Origin of the sequence: Halomonas sp. H5 (assembly GCF_050613175.1) — a bacterium.
GTDB classification, from domain to species: Bacteria; Pseudomonadota; Gammaproteobacteria; order Pseudomonadales; family Halomonadaceae; genus Bisbaumannia; species Bisbaumannia salifodinae.
Genome location: NZ_CP192510.1, coordinates 1,267,985 through 1,284,813 on the forward strand (window position 1 = coordinate 1,267,985; position 16,829 = coordinate 1,284,813).

Consider the following 16,829-nt stretch of genomic DNA (forward strand, 5'->3'; position numbering starts at 1 on the left):
ATGCGGGTCAGACTGCTTGATGAAGAGGCGCAGGTCGCCTTCGGCGAGGCGCTGGGCCGGGCCCTGGCGGGCCAGGGGCGCGTCTACCTCGGCGGTGAGCTGGGCGCCGGCAAGACCACCCTGACCCGGGGTATCCTGCGCGCCCACGGCCACCAGGGCGCGGTGAAGAGTCCCACCTATACCCTGGTGGAACCCTACGAGCTCGGCCAGTGGCGCCTCTATCATTTCGACCTCTATCGTCTTGGCGATCCCGAGGAGCTGGAATTCATCGGTGCCCGGGACCTCTTCGACGATGATGGCTTGTGCCTGGTGGAGTGGCCCAGCCGTGGCGAAGGCTGGTTGCCGCCGCCGACCCTGGAGGTTCAGCTGCGCCTGGCCGAACCGGGGCGCGAGGCGCAGCTGATCGCCGGCGATGCCCGGGGCGAGGCGGTGCTGGCGCGCCTCGCCGAATGCTGGCCCGTGGCCGATTGAACCTCCCCTTTCCGACATGGATGACTGGATACCCGCATGATCCGAGGAGTGTTGCCATCCCGCCGCCTCGCCCGCCTCTCCGGCTGGTGGGTGCCGCTAATCGCCCTGGCGCTGCTGATCGGTCAGCCGGCACGGGCCGCCGTGGTAGACAATCTGCGCCTGTGGGCGGCGCCGGACCATGCGCGGCTGGTGTTCGACCTCTCGTCACCGGCCGAGGCCGATGTGTTTACCCTGGACAACCCCCGGCGCCTGGTGATCGATCTCTCCGGCACGCGACTGGCGGCGGACCCGGGACACCTCGATCTCTCGGGCAGCGCCATCAGTGCGGTGCGCAGCGGGGTGCGCGACGGCGACGGCCTGCGCATCGTCCTCGATCTGGAGCGCCAGGTGGCGCCGCGCCATTTCACCCTGGCGCCCAATGATCAGTATGGCCACCGCCTGGTGGTGGATCTGGAATACCCCGGCGAGAGCGCCGTGGAGGACCCCATCGATCCCATCGAGGCGGTGATCCGCGAGCAGGAGATGGCCGCCCGGGCGGGGGAGGCGCCGGCGGTGGCCGCCGAATCGGCGGTGGCCCTGCAGCAGGCCCAGCCCCATCCCCGGCGCGATATCATCGTCGCCGTCGATGCCGGGCACGGGGGCGAGGATCCCGGCGCCATCGGCCCCTCGGGCACCCGCGAGAAGGATGTGGTGCTGGAGATCGCCCGCCGCCTGCAGCGCCTGGTGGACGAGACCCCCGGCTTCCGGGCGGTGATGATCCGCGACGGCGACTACTATGTGGGCCTGCGTCAGCGCATCCGCATCGCCCGGGAACAGCGTGCCGACTTCTTCGTCTCGGTACACGCCGACGCCTTCAACAGCCCGCGCCCCCAGGGCAGCTCGGTCTATGCCCTCTCCCAGAGCGGGGCCACCTCCGAGGCGGCCCAGTGGCTGGCCGACAGCGAGAATCGCGCCGACCTGATCGGCGGCGTCGATGGCGGCCTCTCCCTCAACGACCACGACGAGGTGCTGCGCGGCGTGCTGATGGACCTGACCCTGACCGCGACCCTCAACGATTCCCTGTCCATCGGCGGCCAGGTGCTGGAGCGGCTGGGACGCGTCAACCGCCTGCACAAGTCGCGGGTGGAGCAGGCCGGCTTCGTGGTACTCAAGTCCCCGGACATTCCCTCCCTGCTGGTGGAGACCGGCTTCATCTCCAACCCGGACGAGGAGCGCCGCCTGAGAGACTCCGGTCACCAGCAGGGCATGGCGGAGGCGATCTTCGCCGGGGTGCGCGAGCACTTCCAGCGCAATCCGCCCCCCACCAGCCTGCTGGCCTGGCAGCGGGATCAGAACCGCGGGGAGGGCGGCAACGAATACCGCATCCGGCCCGGTGACACCCTCTCGGAGATCGCCGCCCGCCACCGGGTCCCCCTGGGCACCCTGAAGCAGGCCAACGAGATCAATGACGACGTGATCCGGGTCGGTCAGGTGCTGCGGATACCGCAATCCTAGATATAGAAGAAGGAAGACAGAAGGGCGAAGAGGGTGGTGTTTCTTCACGCTTCAAGCGGCGCCGCCGTGTCTTGCCTGATGGAGTGTTATGACCCTACAGCGACGCATACGCATCCTCGACCCCCGGCTGGCCAACCAGATCGCCGCCGGCGAGGTGGTGGAACGTCCCTCCTCGGTGCTCAAGGAGCTGGTGGAGAACGCCGTGGATGCGGGCAGCCAACGCATCGAGCTGGAACTCGAGGCCGGCGGTGCCCGCCTGATCCGGGTGCGTGACGACGGCGGCGGTATCGCCGAGGCGGACCTGCCGCTGGCCCTGTCCCGGCACGCCACCAGCAAGATCGCCTCCCTGGAGGAGCTGGAGGGCGTGGCCAGCCTGGGCTTTCGCGGCGAGGCGCTGGCCTCCATCGCCTCGGTGTCGCGGCTGGAGCTGATCTCCAATACCGCCGAGGATCCCCAGGCGGGCTGGCGGGTGGTGGCCGAGGGACGTCAGATGGAACCCCGGGTGACGCCGGCGCCCCATCCCCGGGGCACCACGGTGACGGTGCGCGACCTCTTCTTCAATACCCCGGCGCGGCGCAAGTTCCTGCGCACCGAGAAGACCGAGTTCGGCCATGCCGAGGAGGCCTTCCGCCGCCTGGCGCTGTCCCGCTACGACATCGGCTGGAGCCTGCGCCACAACCAGAAGACCCTGCACCAGTTGCGCCCCGCCGCGGACGCCGCCGGCCGCGAGCGGCGCATCGCCGCCCTGCTCGGCAAGGGCTTCCTGGAGAACGCCCTGGCCCTGGATCTCGAGGCCAACGGCCTGCGCCTGTGGGGCTGGGTGGGGCTGCCCACCTTCTCCCGGGCCCAGGCCGACCAGCAGTACTTCTTCGTTAATGGCCGGGTGGTTCGCGACCGCCTGGTGGCCCACGCCATCCGCCAGGCCTACCGGGACGTGCTCTTCCATGGGCGCCATCCGGTCTTCGTGCTCTATCTGGAGCTCGAGCCCAGCGTGGTGGACGTCAATGTGCACCCCACCAAGCATGAGGTGCGCTTCCGGGATGGCCGCCTGGTCCACGACTTCCTCTTCTCCAGCCTGCATCGCGCCCTGGGTGAGGCCCGCCCCGGCCACCGGGAAGCGGAAGGCGAGGCGGAGGAGGGCGCCGAGGCGACGACCGCCGAGGCCCCGGGCGTCGCCGAGGCGGCGCCGCGCTGGCAGCAGCAGCCCATGGCCCTGGTCAGCGACGAGGGGCGCGAGCGCCACCCGGGGGCCGACAAGGTGCGGCAATTCATGGCCGGCTACCGGGCGCTGCATCCCGATCATGAGGAGAGCCTGCTGACGCCCCAGCCGGCGCCTCCCGGCGGCGAGGCGGCGGCCCAGGCCCGGGCCGAGTCCGCCCCGGGCCTGGCGGCGTCCTCCCCGCCGTCCTGGAGCGACGCGCGGCATGCGCCTCGCGCCATGCCGACCGCCCCGGTGGAGCGGCCGGGCCTGCCCGAGGAGGATCCCACCCAGGCACCGCCCCTGGGCTATGCCATCGCCCAGCTGCAGGGCGTCTATATCCTCGCCCAGGGGCGCCGCGGCCTGGTGGTGGTGGATATGCACGCGGCCCATGAGCGGATCACCTATGAGCGCCTCAAGACCCAGGTGCATGGCGGGGCCCTGGAGGCCCAGGCGCTGCTGGTGCCGGTGTCGCTGGCGGCCAGTGCCGCCGAGGTGGCCACCGCCGAGGCGGAGCGGGAGGCCTTCGCCCGCCTCGGGGTGGAGCTCGACGTGGCCGGCCCCGAGACCCTGCTGGTGCGCCAGGTGCCGACCCTGCTGGCGGAGGCCGACGTGGAGCCGCTGATTCGCGATATGCTCGGCGACCTGGAGCGCTACGGGCGCTCGGATCGCCTCGAGGCGCAGATCAACGAGCTGTTGGCCACCATGGCCTGCCACGGCAGCGTGCGCGCCAATCGCAAGCTGTCGATCGCCGAGATGAACGCCCTGCTGCGCGATATGGAGCGCACCGAACGCAGCGGCCAGTGCAATCACGGCCGCCCCACCTGGTTCGAGATGTCGATGCACGAGCTCGACAAGCGCTTCCTGAGGGGGCAGTGATGAACGACGACCGTCGCCCGCCGGCGATCCTGCTGATGGGGCCCACCGCCGCCGGCAAGACCGACCTGGCCATCGCCCTCCACGAGCGCCTGGGCTGCGAGCTGATCAGCGTCGACTCGGCGCTGATCTATCGCGGCATGGATATCGGCACCGCCAAGCCCTCGGCCGCGGAGCTGGCCCGGGCGCCCCACCGCCTGGTGGATATCCGTGACCCCGCCGAGGCCTACAGCGCCGCCGAGTTCCGCGAGGATGCCCTGGCGGCGATGCACGAGATCACCAGTGCCGGCCGGGTCCCGCTGTTGGTGGGGGGCACCATGATGTACTACAAGCGCCTGATGGAGGGGGTGGCCCAGATGCCCGCCGCCGATCCGGCGCTGCGCGCCGAGCTGGAGGCGGAGGCCGAGCGCCGCGGGCTGCAGGCCCTGCACGAGGAGCTGGCGCGGGTCGATCCCCGGCTCGCCGCCGAGCTGCACCCGCATAACCGTCAGCGCCTGTTGCGGGCCCTGGAGGTCTATCGCCTCAGCGGTCGGCCGCTGAGCGTCCTGTGGGCGGAGCAGCGCCGGGAAACCTTGCCCTGGCGCACGCTGTCGATAGGGGTGGCACCCGCCGCGCGCGCCGTGTTGCATGAGCGCATCGACCGGCGCTTCGAGGCGATGCTGGACCAGGGGTTCCTGGAGGAGGTGGCGGCGCTGAAGGCGCGGGGCGACCTGCACCAGGACCTGCCCTCCATGCGCTGCGTGGGGTATCGTCAGGCCTGGGAGCATCTCGAGGGGGCCTATGACCGCGAGATCCTGATCGCCAAGGGGGCGGCGGCCACCCGCCAGCTGGCCAAGCGCCAGCTGACCTGGCTACGGGGCTGGCCCGACCTGCACTGGGTGGAGGGGCAGCGGGGCGATGCCCTGGAAGGGGTCCTGAAACTCGTGCGCCGCTTTAGTAGTTAGCGTAAGATACGGTGTTCGGTTGGCCGCTTGCCGGGCCGTATGCTGCGCTGCCCCTGGTCGGCAGACGCAATAACATGACATCAATGCCAAAAGAGACAGTTAGGGAGAGCAAAATGTCCAAAGGACAGTCCCTTCAAGACCCGTATCTGAACATCCTGCGCAAGGAGCGTATTCCGGTGTCCATCTTCCTGGTCAACGGTATCAAGCTGCAGGGTCAGATCGAGTCCTTCGACCAGTTCGTTATTCTGCTGCGTAACACCGTGAGCCAGATGGTCTATAAGCATGCCATCTCCACCGTGGTGCCGTCCCGCAATGTGCGCCTGCCGGCGCAGGATCCCGCGGCGGCGCAGGAATCTTGATCGCGAGGTAGTGATTGTTTTTCGAACGCCCCGACGCCGGTGAAACGGCGATCCTCGTCCATGTGGATTTCCAGGACGAACGCGAACGCGAAGACCCGGGTGAATTCCTGGAGCTGGTGCGTTCCGCCGGTGCCGAACCGGCTACCCTGCTCAGCGGTAGCCGGAATCGGCCCGACCCCCGCACCTTTATCGGCAGCGGCAAGCTCGAGGAGCTTCGCGAGCTGCTGGCGGTGCACCATGCCGAGCTGGTGATCTTCAACCATGGCCTGAGTCCCTCCCAGGAGCGCAACCTGGAGCGCAGCCTCAAGTGCCGTGTCCTCGATCGCACCGGCCTGATTCTCGATATCTTCGCCCAGCGGGCGCGGACCCACGAGGGCAAGCTGCAGGTGGAGCTGGCCCAACTGGAGTATATGTCCACCCGCCTGGTGCGCGGCTGGACCCACCTGGAACGCCAGAAAGGCGGTATCGGCCTGCGCGGTCCCGGTGAGACCCAGCTGGAGACCGACCGTCGCCTGCTGCGGGCCCGCATCAAGGCGATCCACAAGCGCCTCGACAAGGTACGCAGCCAGCGCGACCAGAACCGCCGTGCCCGGGCGCGGGCGGAGATCCCCAGCGTTTCCCTGGTGGGCTATACCAACGCCGGCAAGTCGACGCTGTTCAACGCCCTGACCGAGTCCGGCGTCTACGCCGCCGACCAGCTCTTCGCCACCCTGGACCCCACCCTGCGGCGCCTCGAGATCGACGACGTCGGCCCCGTAGTGCTGGCGGATACCGTGGGCTTTATCCGACACCTGCCCCACAAGCTGGTGGAGGCCTTCCGGGCCACCCTCCAGGAGGCCGCCGAGGCGACCCTGCTGGTGCATGTGATCGACGCCGCCGACCCCGACCGCGAGCTTAACGTGGAGCAGGTGGAGGCGGTGCTCAAGGAGATCGGCGCCGACGAGATCCCCTGCCTGCGGGTGATGAACAAGATCGACCTGCTCGACAGCGCGCCGCGCATCGAACGCGACGGCGACGGGCGGCCCGAGGTGGTCTGGCTCTCGGCCCAGAGCGGCCAGGGGCTGGAACTGCTCGGCGAGGCGCTTTCCGGCTGCCTGGCCGGCGATGTGGTGGACACCGAGCTGACCCTGGCACCGAGCCAGGGACGCCTGCGGGCCGCCCTGCACGAGCTGGGCGCGGTGCGTCAGGAGGGCTTCGATGAGCAGGGGCAGACCCGCCTCGAGGTGCGCCTGCCGCGGCGCGATTTTTTGCAGTTGATGGCGCGTCTCGGTGAAGATGCCGATGACTACCTGCCGCCGGCGCAGCGAGAGCCGCGGGCGGAGTGGGAGCTCTAGGCTTTGTCTGAAAAGTTGGCGAGCGCAGCCAGTTTTCGGACATAGCCTAGAATGGCGGAGACGCTCGGAGCCATGGCGTTGCGCTACGCCGGGTGATCGTCGAGGCGAGGCCCGGCAGACGGATTCAAGGCGATTCAATGCATAGTGTGGAGACGACGTATGGCTTGGAATGAGCCTGGTGGTGGCAAGCAGCATGACCCCTGGAGCGGGGGCGGTCGCCGCGGTGGTGGCGGCGGTGGTGGTAACGGGGGCAATCAGGGCCCGCCCGACCTCGACGAAGCGCTGAAGAAGTTCCAGGACAAGCTCAACCGCATGCTCGGTGGCCGGGGTGGCAAGGGGGGCGGCGGTCGTGGCGGCAAGGGCGGTGGTGGACGCCGCAACACCTTCGCGTTGCCCGGCCTGCTGATCATCGTGGCCCTGGCGATCTGGGCCGCCTCGGGCTTCTACCTGGTCGACCAGTCCGAGCGGGGCGTGGTGCTGCGCTTCGGCAAGTTCCAGGAAGTGGTCAACCCGGGGTTGCACTGGAACCCGCCGTTGATCGACGACGTGCGCATGGTCAATGTGACCCGGGTGCGTTCACTGACCCAGACCCAGTCGATGCTGACTCGCGACGAGAATATCGTCGAGGTCGAGATCTCGGCCCAGTACCAGGTCGCCAATCCCCGCGACTTCGTGCTCAACGTGCGCGACCCGCAGCTCTCCATCGAGAACGCCCTGGACTCCGCCCTGCGCCACGTGGTCGGCGGTACCGAGATGATCGATATCCTCACCTCCGGGCGTGAGATCTTGGGCAGCTCCGTGGCCAGCCGCCTGCAGTCCTACCAGGACAGCTACGGCACCGGGATCCGCCTGCAGACCATCAACATCGAGTCCACCTCGGCCCCGGGGCCGGTGATCGATGCCTTCGATGACGTGATCCGCGCCCGCGAGGATCGTCAGCGCACCATCAACGAGGGCATGGCCTACGCCAACGCGGTGATTCCCGCCGCCCAGGGTCAGGCCCAGCGCCTTATCGAACAGGGCCAGGGGTATCGCGAGTCGGTGGTGGCCGAGGCCCAGGGTCAGGCCAACCGCTTCCTGTCCATGCTGGCCGAGTACCAGAACGCGCCGGAGATCATGCGTGAGCGCCTCTACCTGGATGCCATCAGCGAGGTGCTGAGTGGCACCGACAAGGTGCTGATGGACGTCAGTGACAATGCGCCCCTGATGTACCTGCCGCTGGATCAGTTACGTTCCGGTGCGAGCAGTCGCTCCCAGGAGGGTAGCCAGTACGACGAGGATCAGCGCCTCGATCCCCAGGTGCTGGAGCGTATGCGCAGTAGCAGCAGCCAGAGCCAGACGGGCAACCAGAGCAGTGGTATTCGCAGGGAGGGTCGCTAAGTGATCAATAACCGTTCCTTGCTGATCGTGGGCGGCCTGGCCGCCGTCGCCTGGCTGGCCAGCAACAGCCTCTATGTGGTCGACGAGACCCAGCGTGCCGTGAAGTTGCGCTTCGGCGAGGTGATCGAGGAGAATATCCAGCCGGGGCTGCACTTCAAGGTGCCCATCACCCAGACGGTGCGCAAGTTCGATACCCGGGTGTTGACCCTGGATACCGATCCCAGCCGCTACCTGACCCTGGAGCAGAAGGCGGTGATCGTCGACTCCTACGTCAAGTGGCAGGTCATCAACCCGACCCGCTACTACGAGGCCACCGCCGGCGACGAGCTGATGGCCACGCGCCTGATCCAGCCGCGGGTCGACGAGAGCCTGCGTAACGAGTTCGGTCGCCTCAACCTGCAGCAGATCATCGCCGAGCGCCGCGATGACCTGATGACTGGGCCCACCGAGGAGCTCGATGCATTGATGCGCGAGGAGCTCGGGGTGGCGATCGTCGACATCCGGGTCAAGCGTATCGACCTGCCGGAAGACGTCTCCGCGGCGGTCTACGACCGCATGCGCTCCGAGCGCGAGCGGGAGGCCCGCGAGTGGCGCGCCCAGGGCCAGGAGGAGGCCGAACGCATCCAGGCCAACGCCGACCGGCGCCGCCAGGTACTGCTGGCCCAGGCCAGCGAGCGGGCCGAGACCCTGCGCGGTGAGGGGGATGCCGAGGCCGCGGCCATCTTCTCTCAGGCCTACCAGCAGGATGCGGAGTTCTTCTCCTTCTACCGCAGCCTCAATGCCTACCGCGAGACCTTCAGCGGCGACGGCAACATGATGGTCCTGGAGCCCTCCAGCGACTTCTTCCGCTACCTCAACAGCCCCCAGGCGACCGGCGACTAAGTCGTCTCCCGGCGATGCCTGGCGCATCGCCGGGGTTTATCCCGGGGCCAAACGTGGTAGACTCCCGAAACCGGGCGTGGCCCGGTTTTTTTGTGGCCCAAGGGTAGGTTTTCGGGCCCCAGAGTGATTCCCTACGGGGCTTGGCATGGCGCCATGCCGGCCTCTTTCCGGCCCTTTTATCGGGCAGCGCGCGGCCGCGCCACGCCCGGGCCAACGAATACTGGCAGGACAGAACACATGACCATCGCTGACCGCTGGCTGCTTCCCGACGGCATGGACGAAGTGCTGCCGCCTCAGGCGGCACGGATGGAGGAGCTGCGCCGTGGGCTGCTCGACCTCTACCACCGCTGGGGCTATGACCAGGTCATGCCGCCGCCCGTGGAGTTTCTCGACTCGCTGCTCACCGGCACCGGCACCGACCTGGAGCTGCAGACCTTCAAGCTTACCGACCAGTTGACCGGGCGCATGATGGGCGTCAGCGCCGACGTCACCCCCCAGGTGGCGCGCATGGATGCCCACTCCCTGCATCGCCAGGGGCCGGTGCGGCTCTGCTACTGCACCAATGTGCTGCGCGCCACCGCCGACCAGCATCAGGGCGGTCGTAGCCCGGTGCAGGTGGGCCTGGAGCTGTTCGGCCATGCCGGCCTCGAGGCCGACCTGGAAGTCCTGCGCCTGGCACTGGAGTCCCTCTCCGCCGCCGGCGCCGACGAGATGCACCTGGCCCTGGGCCATATCGGCATCTACCGCAGCCTGGTGCAGGCCGCGGCGCTGGAGCCGGCCCAGGAGCGGGCGCTGTTCGAGGCGCTGGAGCTGAAGTCGCCGGGCGAGGTGGCGGCGCGGGTCGCCGAGAGCGTCGAGGATCCGGCCCTGGCCGAGATGTTCCTGGCGCTGGTGCACCTGCATGGCGGCCCCGAGGTGCTGGAGCAGGCGCGTGCCGCCTTCGCCGAGGCGCCGGCCCCGGTGGGCGCCGCCCTGGATCAGCTGCGCGAGCTGTGTGCCGGGGTGGCCGCCGATTACCCCGGGGTGACCCTCTACTTCGACCTGGCGGAGCTGCGCGGCTATCAGTACCACACCGGCATGATGTTCGCCGCCTATGTGCCCGGCTACGGCCAGGCGCTGGCCAAGGGCGGGCGCTATGATGATACCGGGCGGGTCTTCGGCCGGGCGCGCCCGGCCACCGGTTTCTCCATGGACCTCAAGCTGCTGGCCTCCCTGGCGGTGGAGGAGCCCCCCTGCGATGGCATCTGGGCCCCCGCCGAGGAGGACACGGCTCTGGCCGAGGTGGTGACCCGGCTGCGTCAGGACGGCGAGCGGGTGATTCAGGCGCTGCCCGGTCAGCGTACCGGCCCGGCCGAGCACCGCTGTAACCGTCGGCTGGTGCGCCTGGGCGAGGATTGGCAGGTCTCCCCCCTGGCCTGAAAGGGGAGCGGGGCGCCCCCGGGCGCCATTAGCGGATTCTTCGATCAAGAGACGAGAGCAATGGGCAAGAACGTAGTCGTACTGGGCACCCAATGGGGTGATGAAGGCAAGGGCAAGGTCGTCGACCTGCTGACCGAGTCGGCCAGCGCCGTGGTGCGCTTCCAGGGGGGCCATAATGCCGGCCATACCCTGGTCATCGACGGTGAGAAGACCGTCCTGCACCTGATTCCCTCCGGGATCCTGCGCGACGACAAGACCTGCGTCATCGGCAACGGCGTGGTGCTGTCGCCGGAGGCGCTGATCAAGGAGATCCGCGAACTGGAGGCCAAGGGTGTGCCGGTGCGCGAGCGCCTGCGCCTGTCGCCCTCCTGCCCGCTGATCCTGCCTTATCATGTGCGCCTGGATCAGGCCCGCGAGAAGGCCCGGGGCGTGGCCAAGATCGGCACCACCGGCCGCGGCATCGGCCCGGCCTACGAGGACAAGGTGGCGCGCCGCGGCCTGCGCCTGGGCGATATGCTGCATCGCGAGCGTTTCGCCTCCAAGCTGGGCGAGGTGCTCGACTACCATAACTTCGTGCTGACCCAGTACCACGGCGAAGCCCCGGTGGACTTCCAGCAGGTGCTGGACGAGGCCATGGAGATGGTCGAGGAACTGCGTCCCATGGTCTGCGACGCCGTGAGCCTGGTGCACGACTTCCGCAAGAAGGGCGAGAACATCCTCTTCGAGGGCGCCCAGGGCTCGCTGCTGGATATCGACCACGGCACCTACCCCTTCGTCACCAGCTCCAACACCACCGCCGGCGGTACCGCCACCGGCTCCGGCGTCGGTCCCCTCTACCTGGACTATGTGCTGGGCATCACCAAGGCCTACACCACCCGGGTCGGCTCAGGGCCCTTCCCCACCGAGCTGTTCGACGAGTTCGGTCGCCACCTGGCGGAGAAGGGCCACGAGTTCGGTGCCACCACCGGCCGCGCCCGCCGCTGTGGCTGGTTCGATGCGGTGGCCCTGCGCCATGCGGTGCAGATCAACTCCGTCTCCGGCCTCTGCCTGACCAAGCTCGACGTCCTCGACGGCCTGGAGAATATCCGCGTCTGCGTGGGCTATCGCAGCAAGGACGGTGACGTCCTGGACACCCCGGTGGACTCCGAGGGTTACGAGGCCATCGAGCCGGTCTACGAGGACCTGCCGGGCTGGAGCGAGTCGACCCTGGGTGCCAAGCGCCTGGAAGACCTGCCGGAGAACGCCCGCGCCTATATCCGCTACCTGGAGCAGCAGGTGGGCACGCCCATCGACATCATCTCCACCGGCCCGGATCGCAACGAGACCATCGTGCTGCGTAATCCGTTCGAGGGCTGATCTGCCGGTTCCGGCTGGTCAACGAGAGGGTGCCCTGTGGGCACTCTCTCCAGACCGACATCATCTCCACCGGCCCGGATCGCAACGAGACCATCGTGCTGCGTAATCCGTTCGAGGGCTGATCTGCCGGTTTCCGGCTGGTCAACGAGAGGGTGCCCTGTGGGCACTCTCTCCAGACCGACATCATCTCCACCGGCCCGGATCGCAACGAGACCATCGTGCTGCGTAATCCGTTCGAGGGCTGATCTGCCGGTTCCGGCTGGTCAACGAGAGGGTGCCCTGTGGGCACTCTCTCCAGACCGACATCATCTCCACCGGCCCGGATCGCAACGAGACCATCGTGCTGCGTAATCCGTTCGAGGGCTGATCTGCCGGTTCCGGCTGGTCAACGAGAGGGTGCCCTGTGGGCACTCTCTCCAGACCGACATCATCTCCACCGGCCCGGATCGCAACGAGACCATCGTTGCTACGCAACCCCTTCGAAGGATAACGCTGGCAACGCTGCCGGGGCTGTTCTGGGGGCAGGCCTTCGCGGGGCGCGGCAAACCCTTCCCTGGGCGCTACCGATGCCATCCCTGGCATAGGACCCCCGCTCAGGCCTGCCCCCAGCGCCCCTCGGCCATTCCAGTAAGGGGGGCTCAGCGCTGGAAGATCTACTCGAAGAGGGCGCCCCGGGGCGCCCTTTTTAGTGGGCGGACGATAGGCGTTGCCAATGAGAATAATTGGCGTTAATGATTCGAACGCCGTCGAACCGGCGCCGATCGTGGCGTTTTGCGTCGCCCCTCTTCACAAGCCGATCCATACAGGACTAAAATGGTACCCAATTCGAGCGGGGCGCCTGCGGTGCGCCCGTCACGGGGGTAGAGACAACGGCATGATGAAGCTCTCCAGGCTGACCGACTACGCCGCGGTGGTGATGGCCCAGATCGCCCGCCAGCCGCAGCAGCCCCATGCGGCGGCGGAGCTGGCCGAGGCGGTGAAACTGCCGCACCCCACCGTCAGCAAGACCCTGAAGATGCTGGTCAAGGCCGGACTCCTGGAGTCCCAGCGCGGCGCCCAGGGCGGCTATCGCCTGGCGCGGCCGGCCCACGAGATCACCGCCATCGATATCATCACCGCCATCGAGGGCCCCGTGGCCATGACCGAGTGCAGTCAGGGCGGTGGCGATTGCGACCTGCTCGACACCTGCGGGGTGGCCGATAACTGGCAGCGAGTCTCGCTGGCGGTGCGCACCCTGCTCGACAGCGTGACCCTGGCCCACCTGGCCCAGACCACGCCCATCAAATTACCGGTCCGGCTGCCGATCCAGAGCATCGATCTGGGCGCCACCGCCGACATCTGAATTGCCCAAAGGGCTCGAACGCAACCGCCCGGGAGGGGGAAAGACCATGGCTAGTGAGGAAATGGAACAGCTGGTCCGTCGCGACTACAAGCAGGGCTTCGTGACCGATATCGAGAGCGATACGGTACCGCCCGGCCTCGATGAGGGCACCATCGCCTTTATCTCCCAGAAGAAGGGCGAACCGCAGTGGATGCTCGAGTGGCGCCTCAAGGCCTACCATCAGTGGCTGAAGATGACGACGCCCTCCTGGGCACACCTCGATTATCCGCCCATCGACTATCAGGCGATCTCCTACTACAGCGCCCCCAAGAAACCCGAGGATCGTCCCCAGAGCCTCGACGAGGTCGACCCCAAGCTGCTCGAGACCTACGAGAAGCTGGGCATCCCCCTGCACGAGCGGGCGGCGCTGGCCGGGGTGGCGGTGGACGCGGTCTTCGACTCGGTGTCGGTGACCACCACCTTCAAGGAGAAGCTGGGGGAGGCCGGGGTGATCTTCTGCTCCATCTCCGAGGCAATCCGCGAGCACCCGGAGCTGGTCAAGCAGTACCTGGGTACTGTGGTGCCCACCTCGGACAACTACTTCGCGGCGCTCAACTCGGCGGTCTTCACCGACGGCTCCTTCGTCTTCGTCCCGGAGGGGGTGACCTGCCCCATGGAGCTCTCCACCTACTTCCGCATCAACGCCGCCAATACCGGCCAGTTCGAGCGCACCCTGATCATCTGCGAGAGCCGCGCCCAGGTCTCCTACCTGGAGGGCTGCACCGCGCCCCAGCGCGACGAGAACCAGCTCCATGCCGCGGTGGTCGAGCTGGTGGCCCTGGAGGACGCCTATATCAAGTACTCCACGGTGCAGAACTGGTACCCCGGCGACGAGGACGGCAAGGGCGGCATCTACAACTTCGTCACCAAGCGTGGCGACTGCCGCGGCGACCGCTCGCGGATCAGCTGGACCCAGGTGGAGACCGGCTCCGCCATCACCTGGAAGTACCCCTCCTGCGTGCTGCGCGGCAAGGACAGCATCGGCGAGTTCTACTCCGTGGCGGTGACCAACGGCCGCCAGCAGGCCGATACCGGCACCAAGATGATCCATCTGGGCGAGGGCAGCCGCTCCAGCATCATCTCCAAGGGGATCTCCGCCGGCCACAGCAACCAGGCCTACCGTGGCCTGGTCAAGGTGGGGCCGCGGGCCAAGGGGGCGCGCAACTTCACCCAGTGCGACTCCCTGCTGATCGGCGACCAGTGTGGCGCCCACACCTTCCCCTACCAGGAGATCGGCAACGCCACCGCCACCGTGGAGCACGAGGCCACCACCTCGAAGATCGGCGAGGACCAGCTCTTCTACTGCCAGAGCCGGGGCATCTCCGAGGAGGACGCGGTGAGCATGATCGTCAACGGCTTCTGCAAGGACGTCTTCCAGGAGCTGCCGATGGAGTTCGCGGTGGAGGCCGAGGCCCTGCTGAATGTCACCCTGGAAGGCGCCGTCGGCTAGGCGCTATTGCGCTCGGTCACTCTGTGTTGGAGGCCCTCCTCGGCATGCTCATTGAACAGCAGTCAACTCCGCTGCTCTCGTCGGGCCTCCGCCTTGATTGACCGTCGCTCATGACGCGCCTAAGGCACAAAGAGTCAACAATTTTCCCAGTCGCCGCGGCGGCTGGCCAGATCAAAAGGTAGTCACGATGCTCGAAGTCAAGGATCTCCACGTCACGGTCGAGGGCAAGCATATCCTCAAGGGCCTCAACCTCACCGTCGCGGCGGGCCAGGTGCACGCCATCATGGGCCCCAACGGCGCCGGCAAGTCGACCCTCTCGGCGGTGATCGCCGGCAAGGAGGGCTATGAGGTGACCCAGGGCAGCATCACCTTCGACGGTCAGGACGTGCTGGAGATGGAAATCGAGGAGCGCGCACGGGCCGGCCTGCTGCTGGGCTTCCAGTACCCGGTGGAGATTCCCGGGGTGAAGAACATCTACCTGCTCAAGGCGGCCCTTAACGCCAAGCGCGAGGCCGAGGGGCTGGGCGAGATCCCGGCGCCGGAATTCATGAAGCTGATCAAGGAGAAGATCGCCTTCATGAAGATGGACGCCAGCTTCCTGCAGCGCGCCGTCAACGAAGGCTTTTCCGGCGGCGAGAAGAAGCGTAACGAGATCCTGCAGATGCTGGTGCTGCAGCCCAAGCTGGCACTGCTCGACGAGATCGATTCCGGCCTCGATATCGACGCCATGAAGGTGGTGGCCGATGGGGTCAACTCCCTGCGCGCCGCGGATCGCGCCATCCTGATGGTCACCCACTACCAGCGCCTGCTCGACCATATCACCCCCGACGTGGTGCATGTGCTGGTGGATGGCCGCATCGTCAAGTCCGGCGATGCCGAGCTCGCCAAGGAGCTCGAGGCGAGGGGTTATGACTGGGTGCTGGAGGAGTCCGCGGCATGAGTGAGGTACAAGGCTTTCTCGATCGCCTGAGCGAGCGCGCCGCGGCCCGCGGCGCCGAGCCCACCTGGATCGCCGCCCGGCGCCAGGCGGGGGCGGCTCGCTTCGAGGCACTCGGCTTCCCGGACCGCAAGGTGGAGGCCTGGAAATACACCGACGTGCGTGGCATCGCCCGGGGCGACTTCGCCCTGGCCGAGTCGGCGGACTTCTCGCCGGCCAGCGCCGCGGCCCTGACCCTGCCCATCGAGGCGCATCGGCTGAGCTTCGTCGACGGCGTCTTCGCCCCGGCGCTCTCCGACCTGGGCGAGCTGCCCGCCGGGGTCAGTGTCGAGCCGCTCTCGCAGGCCCTGGCGGCCAATCATGAGGCGGTGGGCGGGGCCCTGGGGCGCCTGGCCGGGGTCGACTTCTCGCCCTTTACGGCCCTCAATACCGCCTTCGCCGAGGAGGGCGCGGTGATCCGCCTGGCCCCCGGCGCGGTGGTGGAGCGTCCCATCGTCCTGCAGTTTCTCTCCGGCGCCGGGTCGGTGCCGGTGATGAGCCACCCGCGGGTGCTGGTGGAGGCCGGCGCGCGCAGCCAGGCGACCCTGATCGAGCACCAGGCCGGGGAGGAGGGCGCCGCCAACTTCTCCAACCTGGTCAGCGAGCTGCTGCTGGAGCGGGGCGCCATCCTCACCCACTACAAGCTCCAGGAGCTGCCCCAGACCGATCAGCATATCGCCAGCCTGCATGTGGACCAGGCCCGGGACAGCCGCTTCACCTCCTTCAACCTCAACCTGGGTGGGGCCCTGGCGCGCAACGATATCGTCACCGACCTCAACGGCCAGGGCGCCGAGGCCAACTTCTTCGGGCTGTTCTTCGGTCAGGGCCGCCAGCTGCTGGACACCCATACCCTGGCCAACCACAACGCCCCCCTGACCTTCTCCCACGAGAACTACAAGGGCATCCTCGACGACCGCGCCCGGGGCATCTTCAACGGCAAGGTGATCGTCAAGCGCGACAGCCAGAAGATCGAGGCTCACCAGAACAACGCCAACCTGTTGCTCTCCGACCGGGCCGAGATCGATACCAAGCCGGAGCTGGAGATCTACGCCGACGACGTCAAGTGCTCCCACGGCGCCACCACCGGTCAGCTCGACCAGGAAGCGATCTTCGCCCTGCGCGCCCGGGGCATCGACGAGGCCACCGCCCGGGGCCTGCTGACCCTGGCCTTCGCCGGCGAGGTGATGGATCGGGTGGCCATCGACGCCGTGGCCGAGCGGGTCGAGCTGGCGGTGGCCGGCAAGCTGCCGGAGCGTTTCAACCTGGCCGGGCTGGTGGAAGCCGCCGTGGCCCTGCACGAGGAGTAAGC

The 16,829-nt window shown here is 67.9% G+C and carries 14 protein-coding genes; all 14 read left to right on the plus strand.

The window, feature by feature from the left end; all coding sequences use genetic code 11:
• The 14 genes from tsaE to sufD all read left to right on the plus strand — a co-directional run bounded on the left by tsaE (nucleotide 1) and on the right by sufD (nucleotide 16,827).
• Nucleotides 1-471 carry a tRNA (adenosine(37)-N6)-threonylcarbamoyltransferase complex ATPase subunit type 1 TsaE gene (tsaE, locus tag ACQ1W9_RS05785; protein ID WP_431026412.1) on the plus strand — a complete coding sequence of 157 codons (471 nt, stop codon included), beginning with the start codon at nucleotides 1-3 and terminating at the stop codon, nucleotides 469-471.
• A gap of 36 nt (nucleotides 472-507) precedes the next feature.
• On the plus strand, nucleotides 508-1,965 hold the full coding sequence (locus ACQ1W9_RS05790; protein WP_431025756.1) for an N-acetylmuramoyl-L-alanine amidase: 1,458 nt from the start codon (nucleotides 508-510) through the stop codon (nucleotides 1,963-1,965).
• A gap of 88 nt (nucleotides 1,966-2,053) precedes the next feature.
• A complete protein-coding gene (gene mutL / locus ACQ1W9_RS05795; RefSeq protein ID WP_431025757.1) occupies nucleotides 2,054-4,042 on the plus strand; it encodes a DNA mismatch repair endonuclease MutL in 1,989 nt (662 codons plus the stop codon).
• On the plus strand, nucleotides 4,042-4,983 hold the full coding sequence (gene miaA / locus ACQ1W9_RS05800) for a tRNA (adenosine(37)-N6)-dimethylallyltransferase MiaA (RefSeq protein WP_431025758.1): 942 nt from the start codon (nucleotides 4,042-4,044) through the stop codon (nucleotides 4,981-4,983). Before mutL ends, miaA begins: the two co-directional genes overlap by 1 nt.
• Before the next feature lie 113 nt (nucleotides 4,984-5,096).
• Entirely contained in the window at nucleotides 5,097-5,342 is a 246-nt protein-coding gene (gene hfq / locus ACQ1W9_RS05805) for an RNA chaperone Hfq (RefSeq protein WP_076747124.1), read from the plus strand.
• A gap of 14 nt (nucleotides 5,343-5,356) precedes the next feature.
• Entirely contained in the window at nucleotides 5,357-6,676 is a 1,320-nt protein-coding gene (gene hflX, locus ACQ1W9_RS05810; RefSeq protein WP_346061223.1) for a ribosome rescue GTPase HflX, read from the plus strand.
• Nucleotides 6,677-6,835: 159 nt separating this feature from the next.
• A complete protein-coding gene (gene hflK, locus ACQ1W9_RS05815) occupies nucleotides 6,836-8,056 on the plus strand; it encodes an FtsH protease activity modulator HflK (RefSeq protein WP_431025759.1) in 1,221 nt (406 codons plus the stop codon).
• Entirely contained in the window at nucleotides 8,057-8,938 is an 882-nt protein-coding gene (hflC, locus tag ACQ1W9_RS05820; protein ID WP_431025760.1) for a protease modulator HflC, read from the plus strand.
• A 237-nt stretch (nucleotides 8,939-9,175) separates the two neighbouring features.
• Nucleotides 9,176-10,357, plus strand: a complete 1,182-nt coding sequence (locus ACQ1W9_RS05825) for an ATP phosphoribosyltransferase regulatory subunit (RefSeq protein WP_431025761.1) — start codon at nucleotides 9,176-9,178, stop codon at nucleotides 10,355-10,357.
• Nucleotides 10,358-10,417: 60 nt separating this feature from the next.
• Nucleotides 10,418-11,713: an adenylosuccinate synthase gene (locus tag ACQ1W9_RS05830; protein ID WP_273667350.1), complete on the plus strand. Its 1,296-nt coding sequence runs from the start codon at nucleotides 10,418-10,420 to the stop codon at nucleotides 11,711-11,713.
• An 874-nt stretch (nucleotides 11,714-12,587) separates the two neighbouring features.
• Nucleotides 12,588-13,055, plus strand: coding sequence for an SUF system Fe-S cluster assembly regulator (locus ACQ1W9_RS05835; protein WP_346061228.1), 468 nt, complete (start codon nucleotides 12,588-12,590; stop codon nucleotides 13,053-13,055).
• A 46-nt stretch (nucleotides 13,056-13,101) separates the two neighbouring features.
• A complete protein-coding gene (gene sufB / locus ACQ1W9_RS05840; protein ID WP_346061229.1) occupies nucleotides 13,102-14,544 on the plus strand; it encodes a Fe-S cluster assembly protein SufB in 1,443 nt (480 codons plus the stop codon).
• 187 nt (nucleotides 14,545-14,731) lie between these two features.
• Nucleotides 14,732-15,484 (plus strand): Fe-S cluster assembly ATPase SufC, encoded by a 753-nt coding sequence (gene sufC, locus ACQ1W9_RS05845; RefSeq protein ID WP_195860133.1) that lies wholly within the window; start codon nucleotides 14,732-14,734, stop codon nucleotides 15,482-15,484.
• A complete protein-coding gene (gene sufD / locus ACQ1W9_RS05850) occupies nucleotides 15,481-16,827 on the plus strand; it encodes a Fe-S cluster assembly protein SufD (RefSeq protein WP_431025762.1) in 1,347 nt (448 codons plus the stop codon). The genes sufC and sufD overlap by 4 nt, the downstream gene beginning before the upstream one ends.
• The last annotated feature ends 2 nt before the right edge of the window (nucleotides 16,828-16,829 follow it).

Bases quoted from the DNA above. Each gene is read 5' to 3' on its own strand.
- tsaE (WP_431026412.1), top strand. From the start codon at position 1: ATGCGGGTCAGACTGCTTGATGAAGAGGCGCAGGTCGCCTTCGGCGAG.
- ACQ1W9_RS05790 (WP_431025756.1), top strand. From the start codon at position 508: ATGATCCGAGGAGTGTTGCCATCCCGCCGCCTCGCCCGCCTCTCCGGC.
- mutL (WP_431025757.1), top strand. From the start codon at position 2,054: ATGACCCTACAGCGACGCATACGCATCCTCGACCCCCGGCTGGCCAAC.
- miaA (WP_431025758.1), top strand. From the start codon at position 4,042: ATGAACGACGACCGTCGCCCGCCGGCGATCCTGCTGATGGGGCCCACC.
- hfq (WP_076747124.1), top strand. From the start codon at position 5,097: ATGTCCAAAGGACAGTCCCTTCAAGACCCGTATCTGAACATCCTGCGC.
- hflK (WP_431025759.1), top strand. From the start codon at position 6,836: ATGGCTTGGAATGAGCCTGGTGGTGGCAAGCAGCATGACCCCTGGAGC.
- ACQ1W9_RS05825 (WP_431025761.1), top strand. From the start codon at position 9,176: ATGACCATCGCTGACCGCTGGCTGCTTCCCGACGGCATGGACGAAGTG.
- ACQ1W9_RS05830 (WP_273667350.1), top strand. From the start codon at position 10,418: ATGGGCAAGAACGTAGTCGTACTGGGCACCCAATGGGGTGATGAAGGC.
- ACQ1W9_RS05835 (WP_346061228.1), top strand. From the start codon at position 12,588: ATGATGAAGCTCTCCAGGCTGACCGACTACGCCGCGGTGGTGATGGCC.
- sufB (WP_346061229.1), top strand. From the start codon at position 13,102: ATGGCTAGTGAGGAAATGGAACAGCTGGTCCGTCGCGACTACAAGCAG.
- sufC (WP_195860133.1), top strand. From the start codon at position 14,732: ATGCTCGAAGTCAAGGATCTCCACGTCACGGTCGAGGGCAAGCATATC.
- sufD (WP_431025762.1), top strand. From the start codon at position 15,481: ATGAGTGAGGTACAAGGCTTTCTCGATCGCCTGAGCGAGCGCGCCGCG.